Source organism: Labrenzia sp. ATLA3 (genome assembly GCF_057180185.1).
Genome location: NZ_JBXUKV010000002.1, coordinates 732,585 through 752,011, shown reverse-complemented (window position 1 = coordinate 752,011; position 19,427 = coordinate 732,585). Strand labels below are relative to the sequence as shown.

The window sequence follows — 19,427 nt, the reverse complement described above, 5'->3', positions numbered from 1 at the left end:
CAAGGAAACCGATAGCTGGACTCCAGTCCGAACAAACCAAGCAGAAAAACTCACAGCGAATCCTTGTCGGTCGGAGCTCACGGCGCATGTCGAAGGGGGAAACGGTGGCTGGCCACACCAAAACAAACTAAAAGCCCGGGTCCGAACGGATATATCCGAGGAGGCTTTTTCGTGGTTACTACAGGCAGCAATGTCAGGAACTGCCGCGAACATTTGTGCAATCGACAAAAAGCCGAAGTGCAATTCAGTCGGTGTCCAGAAACAACTCCGGCCTTTGTAAAAAAGCTTTCATAAAGGAGACATTCTCAACGTCTTCATATTCGGTCTGGGTGATCCCATGTCTGTCCAATTGGAGAATTGTGGCGCCTGGCAGAGCCAACAATATGGGTGAGTGGGTGGCGATGAAAAATTGAGCGCCACCAGTTGCGAGATCCTGGATCAGGAAAAGTAGGGATAGCTGCCTCGCCGGCGAAAGAGGTGTCTCCGGCTCATCCAGGAAGTACAAGCCACCGGTGTGGAGCCGCGAACCCAATATTTTCAGAAATGTCTCACCATGAGAGCGGCCGTCAGGATCGCTTTGTCGGATGGATCTTGCCGTATCCAAAAGCATGTTTGCCGCCGTTGCACTAGGGCGGTCCGAGGCCATGATCTCCGAAGCCTCGGCCTCAAGGTCTGATGCTTCGGCAATCTCAGCCTTGATGAACCCGTAGACATCCTCCGCTCGCAAGAACATTTTTGTCTTTGGCCGGGATCTGCGTTCAAAATAAAAGGCTTCAGCTACCAGGCGCGCATGGTGAAGGAGCGGATCGCTTGCCACCGAGTTGTTGGAACCGACTGCATAGGCCCCCATGCCGTAAGCCAGACCCTCAAGTAAGGTAGATTTGCCGGATCCATTGTCGCCTACAAGAAATGTCACCGAAGTGGTGAAGTCCAGGACGTTAAATGAATTCAGTGACTGTACGGTCCATGGGAATTCTTCGGCGGCCTGCGTGACTTTTTTTCGTTTTATCCTGTCCAGATACACGAGAAAAATTGTCCTTTGAAAAGCAATCCAGATTGCGTTTTGACAATGCCGGACAGTTTGAAGAATCGTTCATATGTCTATTTTGCAGAAGTTACCTCTAGTGAGACAATAGCCACAACCCGTCAGGCGACGTCCCGAATTAACTCGCCGATGGAGCTTTGATTATTCTTGCCGATAAGGAGGCCGGTTTGTCTCGTTGCAACGTTTGGTGAGATTGGACCAGCAGGTGATGTGGGGCCAGCTCTGGACTTTTAAAAATCCAACCTTGAGCCATGCGGACAGCCTATCGACTGAAAGCGTGACAAGATCCTGCTGAATAAAGCAAAATCGTAGAGGTAGATGTGAAGGTGCTTACGACCTTACTAAAAGAGAGGGTATGTACGATTTAGCGGAGCCTATCGGCGGGCAAATCAAAATTGACAATGCAATGGTTTGCGATACTATTTCGCTAATACTGATTTTAAATTGAAGAATAATATTTGCGCTCGCACGGTCTTTAACATCGAACGGATACCGGCGTGCACCAGCTGATGAGGCTGGATACAGAACTTCCGAGTGATTTTTCAATGTCGGGCGACGCAGTCGTTTCGGCCTTACGACGACTGACGATTACCGTTTTTCCTTTGTTTTTCGCAAAATGAATATGGTCCGCTATGTTTTCCACTTCGCAACAAAGCTCACAATTCAATTATTCCGTACATGGTCTGCGCGGCGTTGCGTCCATCATGGTGCTGATTGCCCATATTCTCGGTGGTACGGCCGAGCACATTTACAATGACAGGCCGGGATACGTTGAAGGGATTGTGCCGTTTCACAATTTCGGAACGTTTGGCGTGATGCTGTTCTTCGTCATCAGCGGGTTTGTCATCCTGCCGAGTGTGATGAGATATTCTCCAAAAGAATTTGCCCTGAGGCGGCTGCTGAGGCTCTATCCACTCTTTCTGGTGTCGACATTGTTCTTTGCCGTGCTCAATGGCGTGACAAACAGATATCCGGACCTGAACAACCTCGAGTCAGTCTTCTTTTCCCTGACCTTCCTGGACTTGTTCACGCCGACTAAGCAGGTTGCGCCGAACGCCTGGAGCCTGAGCTATGAGGTGATTTTCTATACGCTGTCGTGCATGATGTATTTTTTCCTGACACGGAAAATGAACATTTTCTGGAAGGTGGCATCCCTCGCGATACCGATCCTGTTCACATACCACTATCCGAAAGCCCTGTTCTTTCTGTCCGGGGCTGCCATTTTCTGGCTGTACAAGAGTGAGATTACGCGAGGACTGAAATACACCAAAACACTTGAGGCAATTGCCTTTGTCGTCTGGGTCTATCTGGCAACCACGTGGGACTTCAAGTTTCGGACCTACGAGTTCTACGATGCCTATCCGACGATCATTCCGGCTCCGGCCCTGCTGGTCCTGTCCACCGCGATCTATTTCTTCTTTGCCGCTTCGAGAGACAGTCTGACCGGAAAATTGCTGAGCAACCGGGTCATGTTCTATTTCGGAACCATAAGCTACAGTTTCTATCTCGTTCATCCGTATATCTATTTCGCGACGAGGTACCTCTTCTCATCCATGAATATGTTTGGCGAAAACATATTCCTGTCGTTGCTGCTGTTCGGGACGACGGTGTTCTGCCTGACGACGCTTTTTTCGCATTTTTCCTATCTGATATTCGAGCGGATGCCGTACCAGATCTATTTCGGGCAGAAAATCTATCGAAGCAGACGGGTTCAAAACGCTTAACAGCGTTGCGTGTACCGTCAATAACCGGTCGGTGCCGGCACACGGGATGTGTGGCGGCATCAAGGCCTGTCAGAAACTTTCCGGCAAGATGCGATTGGGCCGTCTCAGACGGACACCGTTGCGTGAGACCTGGGTGACATCGCAAGTGATCGGTTGGCGATCGAAACGACCTTTTCGGCCAACTCGACGATCCTCTCGTGTTCCCAGGTGGTATCCACGAGGAACGCAAGGCTTGTGTCACCCAATTGTCTGGCAACGGGAAGCGGCTCAGTGGGACCGAGCCCTTGATCGCGAAAGATCGCTTCGCGGTAGACTTCGGAACAACTTCCTGAAAATGCCGGCAGCCCGGCTTCGGCAATCTCGGCGAGGATCCGGTCACGCGACCAGCCGTCGGCCATGGCTTCGGGACGCACAAATGCGTAGAACCGATAATAGGCATGGGTGAGGGACGGAGCGGGAAGGGGCACCCGCAAGGCACTCGACCCACTGAGGATCTCGGCAAGCGTCATGGCATTGCTCGTCCGATGGGCGCGCGTTTCGGCGAGCCGCGACAATTGTATGCGCCCGATTGCAGCTGAAAGTCCCGTCATGCGAAGGTTGGTGCCCGGGCCTGAATCATGCAGCCACCGGAAGCCGGGCAGATGGGGCTTTTCGAATACCGTCTTGTAGCCCTTGCCGTGGTCCTTGAAGCTCCAGGCACGAGACCAGAGGTCGGGGTTGTCGGTGAGCAGCATTCCCCCTTCGCCGCCGGTCGAGATTATCTTGTCCTGGCAGAATGAATAGGAGCCGAAATCACCCAGTGTGCCCACATGCCGCTGACCGATCATCGCGCCGTGCGCCTGGGCGCAATCCTCAATCACCCACAAATCGTGGGCGCGGGCGAGGTCCAGGATGCCGTCCATCTCGCAGGGCCAGCCTGCCAGATGTACGGGAAGGATGCCGACTGTTCGCGGGGTGATGAGGGGCGCAATCGTCTGCGGTGTGATGTTCTGACTGTCCGGATCGATGTCTGCGAAGACGGGGATTCCTCTGGCAAGAAGCACGCAGCTGGCAGAGGCTACGAAGCTGCGCGGTGTCACAATGACTTCGTCGCCCGGTTGAACGTCGAGAACCCGCAGCGCCGTGTCCAGGGTAACCGAGCCGTTGGCCATTGCGATTGCGTGAGCGGCGCCCGTGTAGTCGCGATATTCGGCCTCGAAGGCGGAGATGTCCGGGCCGGTCCAGGCATTCACCTTGCCGGACCGGAGGACGCCGGTGACGGCATCGATCTCTTCCTCAGTGTAGACTGGCCATCCACCCATTTTCCTCTCCCCTCAGACCACACACCGCACGAGGACGAACCCCTCGGCGGCGGAACGGTGAACGGTTGCCCCGCGCAAGGTGGCCAGGGCCCTGAGGGCCTCCACCGATCTTTCGTGCGGAGCCTCGCGAACCTGACTTGCGAACAGCTGGAAAGCTTCAAGCTTGCGATCAAGCGTTGCTGAAATGTCCACGAAGACGTTCGGAACGAATGCCGGCGTGAGGTACGGCGCATTCCAGTTGGTTTCCGACAGCGTTTCGTAAGCGGCGATGACCGACGGATGTTTTGCCTGATGCGGTCGACTGGCGACCAGCGTGGACAGGAAGCAAAGCTGATGGTCGAGGTGGATGTCACCCGGATGCGGAGCGAGGACCAGAGACGGGTCAAGATCCCGCACGAGCGTCCCCAGCCCTCCGTTCAGTTCGGCATGAGGATGCTCGGCCAGTTCTGCTGCCGGAAAATCAAGCCAGTGGGTCTGCGAAATGCCAAGATGCGCGTGTGCGGCCGCGGCTTCTTCACGAACCTTGCTGGTCTGCTCATCAGAGAACCGAGGCGCGCGGCCACGTGTGACGATTGCGACATGCACCGTTCTGCCCTGATCGGTAAGACGAGCGATTGTGCCTCCTGCACCCAGCACCTCGTCATCAGGATGAGGCGCGATCACGAGTGCCGGACCGTCGCCATTGAAGATTGGAGAATTCATGATACTGCCCGACTGCTAAGTTTGGAATGAAGACCGGGGCACCGGTCCGGTCCGGTCCATTCGAGAATTTCAAGGCATAGCCCATCGCCGCACGCGACGGTGAAGACCGACCCGTCAACTGCCTGGACCTGGCCTGGCAGGCCGATGTAGCGGCCTTTGTGAGGACAGTGCCTTGCGCGGAGCACAGTCAGCGTGCTGCCGTTGGATGTCTGGGTAAAAGCGCCGGGATACGGAGGGCCAACGGCCCGGATAAGCCGGTCGATTTCGGCCGCAGGGCGGGTCCAGTCGATAAGGCCATCTTCCGGGCGTCGCCGCGCGCATATGCTGACGCCGTCTTCCGATTGCGGTTTCGACGGCACGTCACCCGACCGAATCCTGGTCAGGAGGGGAGGGAGCATCTGCGACACCGCATTTCGGACGCGGTCGTAAAGCTCGCGGGCGGTGATTGTGTCCGGGTCTATTTCATACAGCATCTGCGCTGCGACCGGTCCGTCGTCCACGCCCTCGCCAAGCCAGAACAGCGTTGCGCCGGCCTCGGTCTCGCCCTGCAGGATTGTCCAGGGAATAACGCCCCGACCGCGCAGGCGCGGTAGGGCGGAGGGATGAAAACCGATACAGCCAAGCCGGGGGATCGCGCGAAAATCCGGCCCGCAGATCTGGGACCAGCCGATGACAAGTATCAAATCGGGCGCGACGTCCCGAAGGACCTTGAGCGTCTCCTCGGAGTCGGATCGTGCGGTGTGGTGAACCGGCACGCCGTATTTTTCGGCCATCGGTGCAAGATCGGCAAAATCGGAATGGCGTGCGGACAGTTCCGGTGGCAGCGTCACCACGAGGGACGGAATGTGACCGGCAGCGCAAATTGCGGTGAGAGCTTCAAGAGAGCCTTCAACCGCGCCCACAAAGACAGTCCTCATGCGGAAACCCGGTTGTTTTCTATCCCGTTATCGAGATCTTGCCAGGAGCTGGCGTCGTCCAGTCGGCTCGCGTTGCGGTGCTCACCGAACAGGGCGACCCCGACAGTTTCAAAGATGATCTTGAGATCGAGCGCCGCGGACCGATGGGCAATGTACCAAAGGTCCAGCCGTAATTTTTCTTCGTTGCTCAACGCCGTATTGCCGCTGACCTGCGCCCATCCTGTCAGCCCGGGTCGTACGGATCCGCGCCTCTGTCCGTCCGGTCCGAATTGGACGACTGTTTCCGGCTTCAGCGGGCGCGGCCCGACCAAGGCCATGTCACCGCGAATGATCGACAACAGTTGCGGATATTCATCAAGACGCATGCGTCTCAGCAGTTTTCCAGCAGCAGAAACGCGTTTGTCATCGGGGAGCAAGTTCCCGCTCGCGTCACGTGCATCACTCATGGTGCGGAGCTTGGCGAGACAGAACACCGTGCCGCCTTTGCCCGCACGTGTTTGCGTGAAAAAAACCGGCTGGCCAAGCGTCAGAAACGTGGCGATGGTTGCGAACAGAAACAATGGAAACGCAACGATAAGGGCGCAAAGGCACAAAAAAATTTCGATAAACCTGTTCATCGGAATCCTTGGCTCCTGAAATCATAAAAAAACTCAGAGAAAATTCTGAAGGCCAATAAAACCAGAATAAAAAATATCGATCCCCCAAGAAGCATCGATCCCACATTATTGGCAACCTCGCGAGAATTTACAAGTGAAACTCTCATTTCGAATCGAACATTTGGCCTGTCCTGCGAAAATGCCTTCGAGGAAGCCTTTTAAAATCTGCCAATTTTCGGGTGTAGGAGCGTATCGGAAATCCTTGTTTCACAGCCTCTGGAAAAAATGTCGGCATGGTTGTGTTTAGAACTCGAAGCGATCCTGTGTTGAACTTTTTTGTCCTTCTCTGTGTTGACCTGACCGCTCTGGCAGCTGCGTGATCCGTGTGGCGACTGTGTGCGCATTCTGCTGACACGGAAACGCACCGCAGGCGACCTGAAACAGGCTCAGCGATTATGACGATGGTGTTTTTTCCACTGTCAAAGCGCATTTCGCGTAACTATCTGATTTTGAATAATTTTCCTGTTTCATTTTGGAGTTCAGAAACGCCGGAAAAGGGGCTTTTTGAAACGATTAAAAAATTTTGTGGAAAAAAACTATTTATTAACCTTGGGGAATGTGTTACACCATCGGTTGAAATTGCAAGACTAAATTTGACATGGAAACCTGTGACGTTTGCGCTTGTTTCGTGTTCTGAAGATTATATTTTATAAATCAGATCATCATTTTAAGTGATCAATGCCCAATTAATGGGAAAATCTTCGGAAAAATTGGAAATATTTATCGTTACTACATTCTTGAGTAGAAATCTGATTTTATATTTTCATTTTTGTAGCTAAGCCGCCGTCACAGCAGACAAAAATCAAGAATAATCAGTCCGTTAGAAAAATAACGGACAGAGAGGCGATATGGAATTTTCGCCTCTGGTGCTTAGTGGAGCGTTTGCTATGGCGGATTTTTATTCTTCGGAGACATTGTCGAAGATCAGGATAAAATCTTCGGGTCTCTCTTTCTTGCCAAGCCTGCCGAGATTGCATCGGTGGTTGCAGCAATTGGGCGCCGAGTTGAAGGCCAACCGGAGGCTCGTTCTCGGTGATGTCGTTTCCATAACGCTGTCAGCTGGGCTCGCGGTGCTCCTGACGGTAACCGGGTCGGCTCAAAAAGAGCTATTGCCCGCCATATTTCCCTTCGCAGCGCTGGCGTGTTTCTGCGGCCTCGTGATTTTTCCACTGGCCGGTTTCTACCGCCGGGACACGCGATCCACCTCGTTGAGAGACATTGTTGTTCTGCTCAAGGGAGCTTTGCTTGCGAGCGTTTCGATTGCGATTCTGTCGCGGTTTAACCAGGTCACGTCCTCCGTTCCCATTCCTGTCGTGGTTGTTCAGTTCTATCTCGCGGTGCCCGCGCTCGGTGCGCTGCGGGTTATCGCCAGGGGCAGGGAACTGACCCGGCAAAGCCGTCAGCTCAAAGTGGGAAGCTCGAAGACTCCGGTTCTTCTGGTGGGAACTGGTGCAAGTTGCGATCTGTTCCTGCGCTCCTTGCGCAATACCGGCTCGCGCTACCTGCCGGTCGGGATCATTGATGATGCCCGTAACACCCAGGGGCTCTACTTCCACGACGTCCAGATCATCGGAACGCTGCGCGATCCGGAAAACGTCATCGAACGGCTTTCGCAGTGGAATGTTCTGCCGCAGCGGCTGCTTCTGACCGAGCCGACCACGCATTTCGACAGCGAAGGCATCCAGAAACTGACTGCCTGGGCCAGCGGCCACGGGGTGACCGTGTCGCGGTTGAACGGGCTGGAGGATCTTGGCGCCCAAGATATGGGTGACGGCCAGAACATGAGGACCGTGGATCCGGATGATATTCTGGATCGACCGCAAAAGGCCGTGGAACGGTCGCTTCTGTTCGAAGTGTTCAGGGGACGGCGGGTTCTGGTGACCGGCGCCGGTGGGTCTATCGGCAGCGAACTCACTCGACAGATCGCATCCTTCAATCCTGCAGAGATCGTGATTATCGATAACTGCGAATTTAACGCCTATTCGATCGACATGGATCTGTCGCGGCATTTTCCCAACGTGCCCCGGCGGATGTATGTGGTCTCCATTGTCGATGCGGACCGCGTCAGCTCGATCTTCAGAGAGCACCGTCCGGAACTGGTGTTCAACGCGGCGGCGCTGAAGCACGTGCCGATTGTCGAGCTCAACCCGTGCGAGGGCGTTCTGACAAACGTCATCGGATCGCGCAATGTTGCCGATGCGGCCCGGGAAGTCGGGGCTCTTGCAATGGTGCAGATCTCGACCGACAAGGCTGTCAACACGACCAACGTCATGGGGGCGACAAAGCGCGTCGCGGAATTCTATGTCCAGGCGCAGGACCGGATCACCAACGAGACGGACGAACGCACCAGGTTCTTTTCGGTCCGGTTTGGCAATGTCCTGGGGTCTTCAGGCTCGCTGATCCCGCTGTTCCAGCGCCAGATTTCCAACGGCGGTCCGATCACGATCACCGATCCCAAGATGGAACGGTACTTCATGACGATCCGCGAAGCGGTTCAGTTGACGCTGGTTTCTGCCGCGAGTGGTCTGAAGTTCGACACCAGCCAGGGGGAAATCTTCGTCCTGGACATGGGGAGCCCGGTCAAGATCGTTGACCTCGCCGAGCGCATGATCCGGCTTGCCGGACTGACGCCTCACGAGGACATCAAGATCGACTTCATCGGCATGCGCCCTGGCGAGAAGCTCTTCGAGGAATTGTTCGACAAATCCGAAAACCGGGCCGATTGTGGCATACCGGGTGTCAGTGCCGCCCGTCCGGAAGGCGTTCCGATTGCGCGGCTGCGGTCGATGATTCTGAAGCTGGAGCTAGCTGCGCGGCGTCAGAACGGACCACTGGTCAATCAACTGCTTCGGGATCTGGTACCTGGCTATGGCACCAAAAGTCCCTACACGGTGGAAACGGTCAGAACCGCGGCCGGCAACATCGCCCGGTCCGGTGCGTTGGAACTGCCGGTCAAGCTGCAGGTGCCGGCGGGCGCCGTGCTCAGGCCTGCAAACGGTCCTGAAGCGCTGAGTGCCGGCTAATGAGCCTCTCCGTCAACCATATGCGCCACGCTGTCAGTGTGTCTCCGACGTCGGGTCAGGGAAATTCCGGCCGCCGCAGGCGCGCAGTGATTGTCGGCAGCCTCGGGTATTCGCTGGTCAATTTCCGGCTGGACCTGATGCGGCGCTTCCAGGCAAACGGCTATGATGTTGTCGCGCTGGCCGCCGAGATAGATGCCGAGACCGCACGAATTCTGGATGAGAACGGGATCGCACATCGCGAAATTCCCATGAACCGCACGGGGACAAATCCCCTCAGCGATCTCGCCAGCCTTTGGGCCCTCGTTCGCGCCCTTCGCGAGGAAAAGCCCGAACTTGTTCTTGCATACACCATGAAGCCGATCGTCTATGCCTGCCTTGCTGCGCAACTGGTTGGTATCAGGTCTCGCTACGCCCTGTTCACGGGGCTCGGATACGCCTTCATGGAAGACAGGCCGACGGGCCGCCGGCGCTTCGTGCGCGCTGCCTCCGTCTGGCTGCATCGGATCGCTCTGCGCAGGCTGACTTTGGCCTTCTGCTACAACCGCGCGGATCGCCGGGACATCCGGACCTACCGGCTGATACCGGACCGGGTCCCGCTCCACGACATTCCAGGTTCAGGCGTCGACACGGCCCGCTTCTCGGCGACGCCGATTCCGCAAGGGCCCGTCCGCTTTCTCTTCGTCGGGAGGCTGCTTCGCTCCAAGGGGCTTGCTCTTCTTGCCGAAGCTGCGAAATGCCTCAAGTCTGAAGGGCTTGAATTTGAGCTCGACATTCTGGGGCCAACCGACAGCAATCCGGATGCGATCGCGCCGGAGCAGCTCAAGGCGTGGCAGGACGACGGGCTGTTGAGATATCGCGGAGCGACAAATGATGTCGTACCGTTCCTCCAGGCAAGCAGTGTGATGGTGCTTCCGACGTCGCTGCGCGAAGGCATTCCGCGGTCGATCCTGGAGGCCATGTCCTGCGGGCGCGCCGTCATTACCACTGATGCCCCGGGCTGTGGAGAGACGATCGAACACGGTGTTTCCGGTTTCGTCGTGCCGCGTGACGATGTTCAGGCTCTTGCCGGGGCGATGAGAAGCTTCATCGAAATGCCGACCCGTGCCGTCACCATGGGTGCGGCCGCGCGTGAACTCGTTTGCAGCCGGAATGACATTCATCAGGTGAATGCCAAGCTGATGCAGCTCATGGGTATCGAGCCGGTGCGATACGCTTCCGGTGCGCGCAAGACGGATCCGGTTGCTGATGCGGACGTCGCCTGCCAGGTCTCGGAGGTCGCCCTCTCATGACGCTGTCCGTTACATCGACCCGCACGGCATTGACTGACCTGATGAGCTCCCGGGTCGTGCGTTTTCTTGGTGCTGGCATAATCAACACGGCTTTTGGATATGGGGTCTTTGCGATCCTGGTCCTGGCGGGTGTGCACCCGCAAGTCGCGCTCGTGGCACAGTTCGGCCTCGGGGTGATCTGGAACTTCTCCATCCATGCCCGGTTTGTTTTCGGTGTCAGCGGGTTTGGCAGACTCCCGCTTTATGGGCTTGCCTACGTTGTCGCCTATGCGTTCAACGCCCTGTTGCTTGCCGGCTTGACCGGAGCCGGGGTGCCTGCGCTTGGAGCGCAGCTCCTGTCACTGCCGCCGGTCGTCGCTCTCTCCTACGTTCTGGTTGCTCGTGCGCTCGGCGCGCACAGGAACGGAAAGGATGAACAGTCATGAGTGTCGTGCAGTCCAACCATCCAGCCGTTGCAGCGGATGAGGCATCACATGCCGGAAGCCGTCAGAAATGGCTGCGGTTCGCGGTCAGTGCGGCATCTGTTGCAGGCGTCGCACTGTTGCTGGGTGCGCTCTACGGCAGGCTGATGGCCTTCGGTGTACGACGGGACGAGATGATGTTCGTTCCGCCTGCGCAGTATCTGCCGGACTGGCAGCTCTACAGGGACGTCTTCTTCAATCACGTGCCAAATGCCGCCTGGTTCTTCAACGGCATGCATCTTGTCTTCAGCGACCAGGGTTTGCTCGGCTCGGCAAGAACGGGCGTCTTCCTTCTTTGGGTGCTGCTGATCCTCGCGATTGTCTGGACCACGCTGCGCCTCTCGCGCTCCTGGCTGCTGGCGATCTTTTCGGCCGTGGCCATGGTTGCGGCGGATCCGTTGCTGGGTCAGGCCGGAATGGCTGCGACCAACAACCTGATGCCGTTGCCGTTCGCGGTTCTCGGGATCGGCCTGTTCCTGTCCGAAACCATGGAACGGCAGCCGCGTTTCAGCCTGATCCTGGTTGCCGGAATGTGCCTTTCGCTCGCAGCGGGCTGCAAGGTCAGCGCAGTGGTTTTCATTCCCCCGGTCGCGCTTGCCGCCTTCCTGCTTCCGCGCCACGTCTCCCTGCGCGGTCGGCTGACGGGAGTTGTGCTTCCGCTCGCCGCCGGTGGGCTGATCGGAGCCTTGCCGGTCCTCTGGTATCTGCTCGCTGATCCGCAGCTGTTTTTCGCTCATGTGCTGTCATTTCATACCGGCCCGCACATTGCCTACTGGACGGCGAATGCTGCCGCTGAACCCGGCCTGGCAATGGGCCTGGCCGGCAAGTTGCAGCTTGCCTTTGGAGCTTGGTTGGCGGGAGGTCCTTTGATCCTCGCAACTGCGCTGGTTTATCTGTTCTGGGTGGCGCTTCGCGCTCGGTACAAAGGGGAGGTGCAGGGCAGCGACTGCCAAGGCCAGACTGTCGTCGTCCTCGCGGTCATCGCCTTTGCTGCCGCGCTCAGCTTCGTGCCAACCCCCGGCTTTCCGCAGTATTACATTCAGCCGCTTGTCTGCCTTCCGATCCTGGGTGCGTTGCTCTATCGGCAGATTGGAACGCGGAACCGTCAGCAGGTGGTGCCGGTTCTTTGCGCCAGCATGCTTGTCATGCTCGTCATTACGCTTCCGCGTCTCATGCCCGGGCTCGCAAGCCTTGCCAATCCTGACGGCTTCACGTCCGCGCGCATGCTGCGCGGCGGCCAGGAATTGCAACAAGCCCTTGCAACCCACAACGCTCCTGAGGGACCGGTGGCGACCTTCATGCCCGTGTATCCGATGGAGGCCGGTCTCGGCACCTATCCGGAGTTTGCTTCCGGCCAGTTCGCATATCGGATTGCGCCTTATACCGACGCCGAACTTGCTGCTTTCTATCGCATGGTCGGGGCGGACGGTCTGGCGGAGCTGTTCGCCAAGGAGCCTCCCGCTGCAATCCTGGTGGGCTACGAGCCCGACCTGGAAGCACCGATGGTCGCGTATGCGCGGGCAAACAACTACCTGGAAGTTCCGGTTTCGGAGCTGAGCAACCGTTACGGCGATGGCCGCCTTTTTGTTCGAACCAGAGGAGGCCAGGACTGAGCCGCCGGTCTGCGGCTCTTGACCATGTGTCAGCGCGATCATTTCAGTCGGACTGACTTCGTTTCAAACCAAGTATTTGTTTTCAGTGTTTAGACATTCAGGGAGAAGAAAATGCAAACTGTACTTCTTGCCGGTGGGTTGGGCTCACGGTTGGCCGAGGAAACAGTCACCATTCCCAAACCTATGGTCGAGGTCGGCGGTCGGCCGATCATCGCCCGCGTGATGGATATTTACAGTCATTTCGGCCACAACGACTTTGTTGTTGCAGCCGGTTACAAGGCATTGCTGATCAAGCAGTTTTTCGCCAACTACCACCTGATCGCCAATAATATTTCCGTGTCGGTGGATACAGGAAAGCTGCGTCTCGTGCCGTCGGAGCCGGGCGGCTGGAACGTGTGTGTTGTCGACACGGGCTCGCACACGATGACCAGTGGCCGCATTCGCAGGCTGCGCGACTGGCTCAACAACGAAACCTTCATGTGCACCTACTCGGACGGCCTGGGCAATATCGACATCAATGCCCTGCTCGACTTCCACAAGTCGCACGGAAAGCTTGCCACTGTCACCGCCGTTCAGCCGCCTGCGCGTTTCGGCAACATCGAGATCAAGGGCGACCGGGTCTGCGCGTTTACCGAAAAGGTGCGCACGCGTGACACCTGGATCAATGGTGGTTACTTCGTTTTCGAACCCGGCGTCCTGGACTACATGGTCAACGATGCCGAGCCGCTGGAGCAGTCGCCTCTGACACAGATGGCCAAGGACGGCGAGCTGATGGCTTATCGGCACGACGGCTTCTGGCATCCGATGGATACTGTCCGGGATCGCGATACGCTCAATACGCTGTGCGAAGAGCTTCCGCCGCCATGGCTGCGTTTCAACCAGGAGATGCCTGCCGACATGCCGGCTCTCGCAATCTGAGATGCCGGCCATGCACGGGTTTATTGATCCTCTTATCGGCCGTTCTTTTGCTGGCCGCCGGGTCTTGATCACGGGTCACACCGGGTTCAAGGGCGGCTGGCTGTCGGCCTGGCTGCTGCATCTTGGCGCCGATGTCGTCGGTCTGTCGTTGCCGCCCTACGAGGGGCCTGGCGTCTTCAAGTCCTGCGATCTTGACAGCCGGATGGACAGCCGGTTTGCGGACATCCGGAATCCGGCTGCGCTGCAGGAGGCTCTGCAGGGCGTCGATGCCGAGATCGTCTTTCATCTGGCTGCCCAGCCGCTGGTGCGCCATTCCTACCGCTTCCCGGCAGAGACCTTCGCGACAAACGTGTCGGGAACGGCCAATGTTCTGGATGCGGTTCGCCAGATGCCTTCGCTGCGTGCAGTCGTCGTGATCACGTCCGACAAGTGTTACGACAACCGGGAATGGACCTGGGGCTATCGCGAGATTGATCCGCTGGGTGGCCATGACCCCTACAGCGCGTCGAAGGGATGTACCGAACTTGTGGCGCAGGCCTATCGCCACGCCTTCTTCGCCGATAGTGCGGGACCGCAACTGGCTACGGCCCGGGCCGGGAACGTCATCGGCGGAGGCGACTGGGGTGAGGAACGGCTGGTGCCGGACATCGTGCGGGCCGCCTCAAGCGGTGTGCCGCTCGAGATCCGCAGCCCCAAGGCGGTGCGTCCCTGGCAGCACGTTCTGGAGCCGCTCTCGGGCTATCTCCAGCTTGGAGCCCGGCTTCTCGAGGACGGCGCCGAATTTGCCGGCGCGTGGAACTTCGGTCCTGACATCGAAAGCACGGTCAATGTGCGCGAGCTGATGCAGTTGATGCGGACAGCCTGGGGGCAAGGTGCTCCCGAGGTCCGTTTTGCCGAACAGCAGTCGGAGACGACTGCGACCCTGCACGAAGCCGGCCTTTTGCGCCTCGACAGTACCAAGGCCCGCACGCACCTCGGATGGCGGCCGCAGCTCGGACTTGCCGAAGCAATCGGGATGACAGTCGACTGGTACAAGGCACACGCGCTTGGCGAGGACATGGGCGAGTGCACCGAACAACAGATTTCAGGTTACGGCGCATTGATGGCTGGCAGCAGCCTTACGCGCTACGCGATGGTCGCTGAATAGACCGCGCGAGATCACCGGAGACATTGACAGATGCGAGTTAATTACGGTCAGACGGTACACGGACAGGAAGAAATCGACGCCGTGGTCGAAGTGCTCAAGACCTCGACCCAGATGGGGCCGCGTGTTCGTGACATGCAGCAGAAGGTCGCCGAGCTTTTCAGCAAGAACTTCGGGATCATGGTCAATTCAGGATCTTCGGCCAATTATCTGGCCGTGGAAATCCTGGACCTTCCCAAGGGTAGCGAGGTCATCACGCCCGCGCTGACGTTTGCCACCACGGTTGCCCCGCTCGTGCGCCAGGGCCTCGTGCCGGCGTTCGTCGACGCTGCCGAGGGCACCTACAACATTGACGAGACGGCCATCGAAAAGATGATCACGCCCGCAACCTCTGCGGTGATGATCCCCTCCCTGATCGGCAATCTGCCGAACTGGAAGCGCATTCGCGAAATCGCCGATGCGCACGGCCTCAAGGTGATCGAAGACAGCGCCGATACTCTTGGCGCGACGATGTCCGGCGAGAGCACGGGCATCTACTCGGATGTTTCCACGACGAGTTTCTACGGATCGCACGTCATCAACGGGGCGGGCAACGGCGGCATGCTGTGCGTCAACACCCCGGAGCTGGCGCGCAAGGCGCTGTTGCTGCGCTCCTGGGGCCGCAGTTCCTCGCTGTTCGTTGAATCCGAGGCGATCGAGAACCGGTTCAATGTCCGGCTCGACGACATCGAATATGACGCGAAGTTCGTTTTCGAAGCGCTTGGCTACAATCTGGAACCTTCGGAAATCAGCGCAGCGTTCGGTCTCGTGCAACTTGGCAAGCTGCAGCACAACATCGCGGTGCGCGAACGGCATTTCGAAGCGCACAAGCGGTTCTTCGCGGACTATGAGGACTGGTTCGTCCTGCCGCGCCAGCTGGAAGGCTCCAGGACGGGATGGCTGGCCTTTCCGCTGACAATCCGGGCCGATGCGCCGTTTACCAGGCGCGAGCTGCAGATTTATCTCGAAAAGGCCGATATCCAGACCCGCCCGGTCTTTACCGGCAACATCCTGCGCCAGCCGGCAATGAAGGACGTCGACTGCCGCGTCGACCCGGACGGCTATCCGATTGCCGACAGCGTGATGCGCGGCGGCATTCTTCTGGCCTGCCATCACGGCCTCAATGACGATCAGGTTGAGTACATGCATGCGCGTGTACGCGATTTCCTGAGCCGGTTTTCTGCCGGTTTCGATGCGGTGACAGCAGGCAAAGAGAGGGTCGGGTGATCCCGGGCCTGCCGTGGTCTTCAGGTGTGCCCCGCAGGTTTATGCGGGGGCACAGGTCCGAAGGAGCGGCCACGACAGATTGATTTGGCGGGGATTTTCCCGCGCGGAATTTGCATTGAACAAGAACCCAGACAGTCCAAGTCATTTTAAGAGCGATTAAAACCAATGAATAAATTCGAGCTAGACAAGTCTATCCGCCGTACCTGCAGAACCTGCGGTTCCGAGGATCTTTTGCTGTTTCTGCCGATGGGCACCCATCCGCCGGCAAACATGTTTGCAAGCGAGGCTGACCGCGGTAAGCCCCAGGTGGCTTTTCCGCTCAACACGCAGGCGTGCCTCGATTGCGGCCTGATCCAGGTTGCGGATCAGGTGCCCGCCGACTTCTTCACCAACTATCTTTACGTGCCTTCCGGGGCTGCGACGATGCACTCCCATTTCGCGGAACTGGCGCAAGTTGCCGTGGACAAGGCGGACGGCGGGCTGATCGTCGATATCGGCTGTAACGACGGGCTCATGCTGTCTCACGCGAACAAGTTGGGCGGCAAGACGCTTGGCGTGGACCCCGCGGCAAACCTTGCGGTAATCGCGCAAGAGCGCGGTGTCAGGGTGCACACGGCATTCTTCAACCCCGAAACGGCTGCAGCGTTGCGAGAGGCCGAAGGGCCGGCGGCGGTCATCACGACCTCCAACACGTTCAACCATATCGACGACTTGCACGGCTTTACCGAGGGCGTGTTGACGCTTCTGGACGAGAGCGGCGTCTTCATCATTGAAGTGCCGTGGGGCAAGGAGATTCTCGCGACCAACGAATTCGACAATGTCTATCACGAGCATCTGTCGGAACTGAGCCTGCTTTCCATCGTGCGCCTGGGCGAAAGCGTCGGGCTGGATGTGGTGGATGTCACCAAGCTTCCGGTTCATGGCGGCTCGATGCGGGTGTTCATGCAGCCGGCTGCCCTGAAGGCGCAACGCACGGCCATTGTCGACGAGATGCTTGAAGAGGAACGTCAGGCCGGCATGACGCAGGCTGCGACGTATGAGGATTTCGCAGACCGCGTTCATAAGATCAGCAAGGATCTCACTGAATTGCTGGCCGAGCTCAAGGCAGACGGCAAGTCGATTGCCGGCTACGGCGCGCCTGCGAAGGGCAATACACTGCTCAACTTTTTCGGGATCGGCACGGAGACACTCGATTTTCTGGTCGACAGGAACCCGCTGAAACAGGGCCTCTATTCTCCGGGCATGCACATTCCGGTTCTTGGGCCGGAAGCGGTGGCCGAGAAGCAGCCTGACTACCTGCTGGTTCTTGCCTGGAACTTCCTGGACGAAATCCGTGAGCAGATGGCCGACTTCGAAGCGAAAGGCGGCAAGTTCATCGTGCCCCTTCCGGTGCCGAAGATCATTCCCTGAGGCAGGCTGATGGCGCGCGTTCTCATCACCGGAGCATCCGGCTTTATCGGATCGAACCTGGCCCGGGCCTGTTTGCAGCGGGGCGACGAGGTAAGTGCGGTCGTGCGGCCTCGCTCGTCCACGGACAGGCTTGCCGGCATCGGGTCGCGCGTCGACCTCTACAGGTTTGATCTTGCTGATGCCCGGGCGCTCGGGAACTGTCTGGCAAAAACCCGGCCCGAGATCGTTTTCCATGTGGGCGCGCGCACCCGTTTCGAAAACCGGCCGGACTTGCAGGATCTTGCAGACAGTGTCGAGGAAAATGTCTCGCCGCTGATCGCGCTCCTGTCGGCCTTGACCGCTTGCGAAAGCCCGCCCCGGGCCTTCATCAGAACGGGGACGATTGCCGAATACGGGGACTGTGTGGCGCCTTTTGCAGAAACCATGCGGGAAAGACCGACCGGGTCCTATGCCGCCTCTCTTCTGGCCGGGACGCATTATCTGGAGATGGCGCAGTCGAGATTGCCGTTTTTTGCCGTTACCGCGCGGCTGGCTCTGACCTTCGGGCCGGGGCAGTCGGAGAGCTTCCTGATCCCGCGCGCCATTTCTCAATTGCTGGCGGGCCAGACGATCAGTGTCCGCAGCCCCTCGGATCGCCGTGACCTGATCCATGTCGATGACGTGACCAGGGCCCTCTTGATGCTGGGTGACAATCCCGAGGAAGCCGGGTCAGTGGTCAATGTGGGAACGGGATATGCCCCGACGGTTGCCGAGGTCATGCAGGCCCTGATCAAGCTCACCGGCGCTGGTGCCGGTCTCGTGAAATTCAGCGATCAAACCGGCGATCCGGTCGAATTGATCGTCTCTGCCGAACGCATCCGCGACCGCCTTGGCTGGTCGCCGGAAATCCAGCTCCAAGATGGCCTCGAAAGGACCGTGAAATGGACACGAGAGAACATCATTCCAAAGTTTGCAGCGGAGATGCAGGCATGATTCTTGTTTCCGTTCTGATCCCGACGCTGAATGAAGAGGACAACGTTCGCGACACCTACAAGCGCGTAATGGACGTATTCGACCAGCTTCCCGACTATGAGCCGGAGCTCATTTTCACGGACAACCATTCCAGTGACCGAACCTTCGGTATTCTCTCGGAAATCGCGGCCAAGGATCCGCGGGTTCGCGTGATACGGTTTTCGCGCAACGTTGGATACCAGGCGTCAGTGCTGACCGCCTACAGGGCCGCTGAGGGCGCCTGCGCCATCCAGCTCGATTGCGATCTCCAGGACCCGCCCGAACTGATCCCGCAGATGCTGGATACCTGGCGCAAGGGCTATCATGTGGTCTACGGAATCCGGCGGAGTCTGCCGGATGGTCCGGTTGTCGCGTGGCTGCGCAGAGCCTTCTATACGTTGATCGATGCGATCAGCCAGGACGACCTTCCCCGGAACGCGGGTGAATTTCGGCTGACCGACCGGCGCATTCTCGATGAACTGCGGCGCGTGGAAGACCGCTCGCCCTATGTCCGCGGACTGATCAGCGGCATGGGCTTCAACCAGATCGGTTTTGAGTACGACCGCAATGCCCGCGTCTCCGGTGAATCCAAGTTCCCGCTTCGGGCCATGGTCGCTCTTGCGGTAGACGGCCTGATCAACCATTCGCTTCTGCCGTTGCGGCTGGCTTCGCTGATCAGTCTTGTGGGCGGCCTGTGCGCCTTCCTGCTGCTCTCCGGTTACATCATCGGCAAGCTTGTCTTCGGCCAGGACTGGCCGGCCGGTTTTGCGACGACCACGACGCTGATCCTGCTGTCGATGACTTTGAACGCGATGTTCCTCGGCATTCTGGGCGAATATATCGGCCGGATTTTCCTGCAGTCGAAGAACCTGAACCGGCCACTCGTCGAAATCGAACTGAACGGCGGCGGGCAGCAAAACGGAACCGTTTCGGACCGCCGCCGTACCCTCGTGGAGGCTGCGGAATAG

The 19,427-nt window shown here is 58.1% G+C and carries 16 protein-coding genes; 11 read left to right on the top strand and 5 right to left on the bottom strand.

All coding sequences use genetic code 11. From position 1 onward, the window contains the following. Positions 1-244: 244 nt before the first annotated feature. Entirely contained in the window at positions 245-1,024 is a 780-nt protein-coding gene (locus tag AC2A6O_RS07885) for an AAA family ATPase (RefSeq protein ID WP_498926364.1), read from the bottom strand. A gap of 653 nt (positions 1,025-1,677) precedes the next feature. On the opposite strand from AC2A6O_RS07885, the gene AC2A6O_RS07880 reads away from it, so the two are divergent. Continuing rightward, positions 1,678-2,769 (top strand): acyltransferase family protein, encoded by a 1,092-nt coding sequence (locus AC2A6O_RS07880; RefSeq protein ID WP_498926363.1) that lies wholly within the window; start codon positions 1,678-1,680, stop codon positions 2,767-2,769. Between the two features lie 104 nt (positions 2,770-2,873). On the opposite strand, the gene AC2A6O_RS07875 is transcribed toward AC2A6O_RS07880, so the two are convergent. From AC2A6O_RS07875 to AC2A6O_RS07860, 4 genes are read right to left on the bottom strand one after another with little or no spacing between them, the layout of a single operon-like run. Beyond that, positions 2,874-4,070 (bottom strand): DegT/DnrJ/EryC1/StrS aminotransferase family protein, encoded by a 1,197-nt coding sequence (locus AC2A6O_RS07875; RefSeq protein WP_498926362.1) that lies wholly within the window; start codon positions 4,068-4,070, stop codon positions 2,874-2,876. Positions 4,071-4,082: 12 nt separating this feature from the next. After that, the gene (locus AC2A6O_RS07870) at positions 4,083-4,772 is read right to left on the bottom strand and encodes a PIG-L deacetylase family protein (protein ID WP_498926361.1); all 690 of its coding nucleotides are present in this window, start codon (positions 4,770-4,772) and stop codon (positions 4,083-4,085) included. Next, a complete protein-coding gene (locus tag AC2A6O_RS07865) occupies positions 4,769-5,689 on the bottom strand; it encodes a methionyl-tRNA formyltransferase (RefSeq protein WP_498926360.1) in 921 nt (306 codons plus the stop codon). The genes AC2A6O_RS07870 and AC2A6O_RS07865 overlap by 4 nt, the downstream gene beginning before the upstream one ends. After that, positions 5,686-6,306, bottom strand: a complete 621-nt coding sequence (locus AC2A6O_RS07860; protein WP_498926359.1) for a sugar transferase — start codon at positions 6,304-6,306, stop codon at positions 5,686-5,688. The genes AC2A6O_RS07865 and AC2A6O_RS07860 overlap by 4 nt, the downstream gene beginning before the upstream one ends. Before the next feature lie 1,031 nt (positions 6,307-7,337). Between AC2A6O_RS07860 and AC2A6O_RS07855 the strand changes: the two genes are divergently transcribed. The 10 genes from AC2A6O_RS07855 to AC2A6O_RS07810 all read left to right on the top strand — a co-directional run bounded on the left by AC2A6O_RS07855 (position 7,338) and on the right by AC2A6O_RS07810 (position 19,427). After that, the gene (locus AC2A6O_RS07855) at positions 7,338-9,368 is read left to right on the top strand and encodes a polysaccharide biosynthesis protein (RefSeq protein ID WP_162529989.1); all 2,031 of its coding nucleotides are present in this window, start codon (positions 7,338-7,340) and stop codon (positions 9,366-9,368) included. Continuing rightward, entirely contained in the window at positions 9,368-10,657 is a 1,290-nt protein-coding gene (locus AC2A6O_RS07850) for a glycosyltransferase family 4 protein (RefSeq protein ID WP_498926358.1), read from the top strand. Before AC2A6O_RS07855 ends, AC2A6O_RS07850 begins: the two co-directional genes overlap by 1 nt. Then, a complete protein-coding gene (locus tag AC2A6O_RS07845) occupies positions 10,654-11,082 on the top strand; it encodes a GtrA family protein (RefSeq protein ID WP_148583079.1) in 429 nt (142 codons plus the stop codon). The genes AC2A6O_RS07850 and AC2A6O_RS07845 overlap by 4 nt, the downstream gene beginning before the upstream one ends. After that, the gene (locus AC2A6O_RS07840) at positions 11,079-12,731 is read left to right on the top strand and encodes a glycosyltransferase family 39 protein (RefSeq protein WP_498926357.1); all 1,653 of its coding nucleotides are present in this window, start codon (positions 11,079-11,081) and stop codon (positions 12,729-12,731) included. The genes AC2A6O_RS07845 and AC2A6O_RS07840 overlap by 4 nt, the downstream gene beginning before the upstream one ends. A gap of 111 nt (positions 12,732-12,842) precedes the next feature. Then, positions 12,843-13,649, top strand: a complete 807-nt coding sequence (rfbF, locus tag AC2A6O_RS07835; RefSeq protein WP_148583077.1) for a glucose-1-phosphate cytidylyltransferase — start codon at positions 12,843-12,845, stop codon at positions 13,647-13,649. 10 nt (positions 13,650-13,659) lie between these two features. Then, a complete protein-coding gene (gene rfbG / locus AC2A6O_RS07830; protein WP_498926356.1) occupies positions 13,660-14,796 on the top strand; it encodes a CDP-glucose 4,6-dehydratase in 1,137 nt (378 codons plus the stop codon). 30 nt (positions 14,797-14,826) lie between these two features. Continuing rightward, complete coding sequence (locus AC2A6O_RS07825; RefSeq protein ID WP_498926355.1) at positions 14,827-16,059, top strand: DegT/DnrJ/EryC1/StrS family aminotransferase; 1,233 nt, start codon at positions 14,827-14,829, stop codon at positions 16,057-16,059. A gap of 165 nt (positions 16,060-16,224) precedes the next feature. Continuing rightward, entirely contained in the window at positions 16,225-17,469 is a 1,245-nt protein-coding gene (locus AC2A6O_RS07820) for a methyltransferase domain-containing protein (RefSeq protein WP_498926354.1), read from the top strand. A gap of 9 nt (positions 17,470-17,478) precedes the next feature. Continuing rightward, complete coding sequence (locus AC2A6O_RS07815) at positions 17,479-18,441, top strand: NAD-dependent epimerase/dehydratase family protein (RefSeq protein ID WP_498926353.1); 963 nt, start codon at positions 17,479-17,481, stop codon at positions 18,439-18,441. Beyond that, positions 18,438-19,427: a glycosyltransferase family 2 protein gene (locus tag AC2A6O_RS07810; protein WP_148583072.1), complete on the top strand. Its 990-nt coding sequence runs from the start codon at positions 18,438-18,440 to the stop codon at positions 19,425-19,427. Before AC2A6O_RS07815 ends, AC2A6O_RS07810 begins: the two co-directional genes overlap by 4 nt.

Coding starts and splice junctions, on each gene's coding strand:
- AC2A6O_RS07860 (WP_498926359.1), bottom strand. CDS start 6,306: ATGAACAGGTTTATCGAAATTTTTTTGTGCCTTTGCGCCCTTATCGTT.
- rfbG (WP_498926356.1), top strand. CDS start 13,660: ATGCACGGGTTTATTGATCCTCTTATCGGCCGTTCTTTTGCTGGCCGC.
- AC2A6O_RS07845 (WP_148583079.1), top strand. CDS start 10,654: ATGACGCTGTCCGTTACATCGACCCGCACGGCATTGACTGACCTGATG.
- AC2A6O_RS07850 (WP_498926358.1), top strand. CDS start 9,368: ATGAGCCTCTCCGTCAACCATATGCGCCACGCTGTCAGTGTGTCTCCG.
- AC2A6O_RS07870 (WP_498926361.1), bottom strand. CDS start 4,772: ATGAATTCTCCAATCTTCAATGGCGACGGTCCGGCACTCGTGATCGCG.
- AC2A6O_RS07880 (WP_498926363.1), top strand. CDS start 1,678: ATGTTTTCCACTTCGCAACAAAGCTCACAATTCAATTATTCCGTACAT.
- AC2A6O_RS07875 (WP_498926362.1), bottom strand. CDS start 4,070: ATGGGTGGATGGCCAGTCTACACTGAGGAAGAGATCGATGCCGTCACC.
- AC2A6O_RS07840 (WP_498926357.1), top strand. CDS start 11,079: ATGAGTGTCGTGCAGTCCAACCATCCAGCCGTTGCAGCGGATGAGGCA.
- AC2A6O_RS07810 (WP_148583072.1), top strand. CDS start 18,438: ATGATTCTTGTTTCCGTTCTGATCCCGACGCTGAATGAAGAGGACAAC.
- AC2A6O_RS07815 (WP_498926353.1), top strand. CDS start 17,479: ATGGCGCGCGTTCTCATCACCGGAGCATCCGGCTTTATCGGATCGAAC.
- AC2A6O_RS07865 (WP_498926360.1), bottom strand. CDS start 5,689: ATGAGGACTGTCTTTGTGGGCGCGGTTGAAGGCTCTCTTGAAGCTCTC.
- rfbF (WP_148583077.1), top strand. CDS start 12,843: ATGCAAACTGTACTTCTTGCCGGTGGGTTGGGCTCACGGTTGGCCGAG.
- AC2A6O_RS07820 (WP_498926354.1), top strand. CDS start 16,225: ATGAATAAATTCGAGCTAGACAAGTCTATCCGCCGTACCTGCAGAACC.
- AC2A6O_RS07825 (WP_498926355.1), top strand. CDS start 14,827: ATGCGAGTTAATTACGGTCAGACGGTACACGGACAGGAAGAAATCGAC.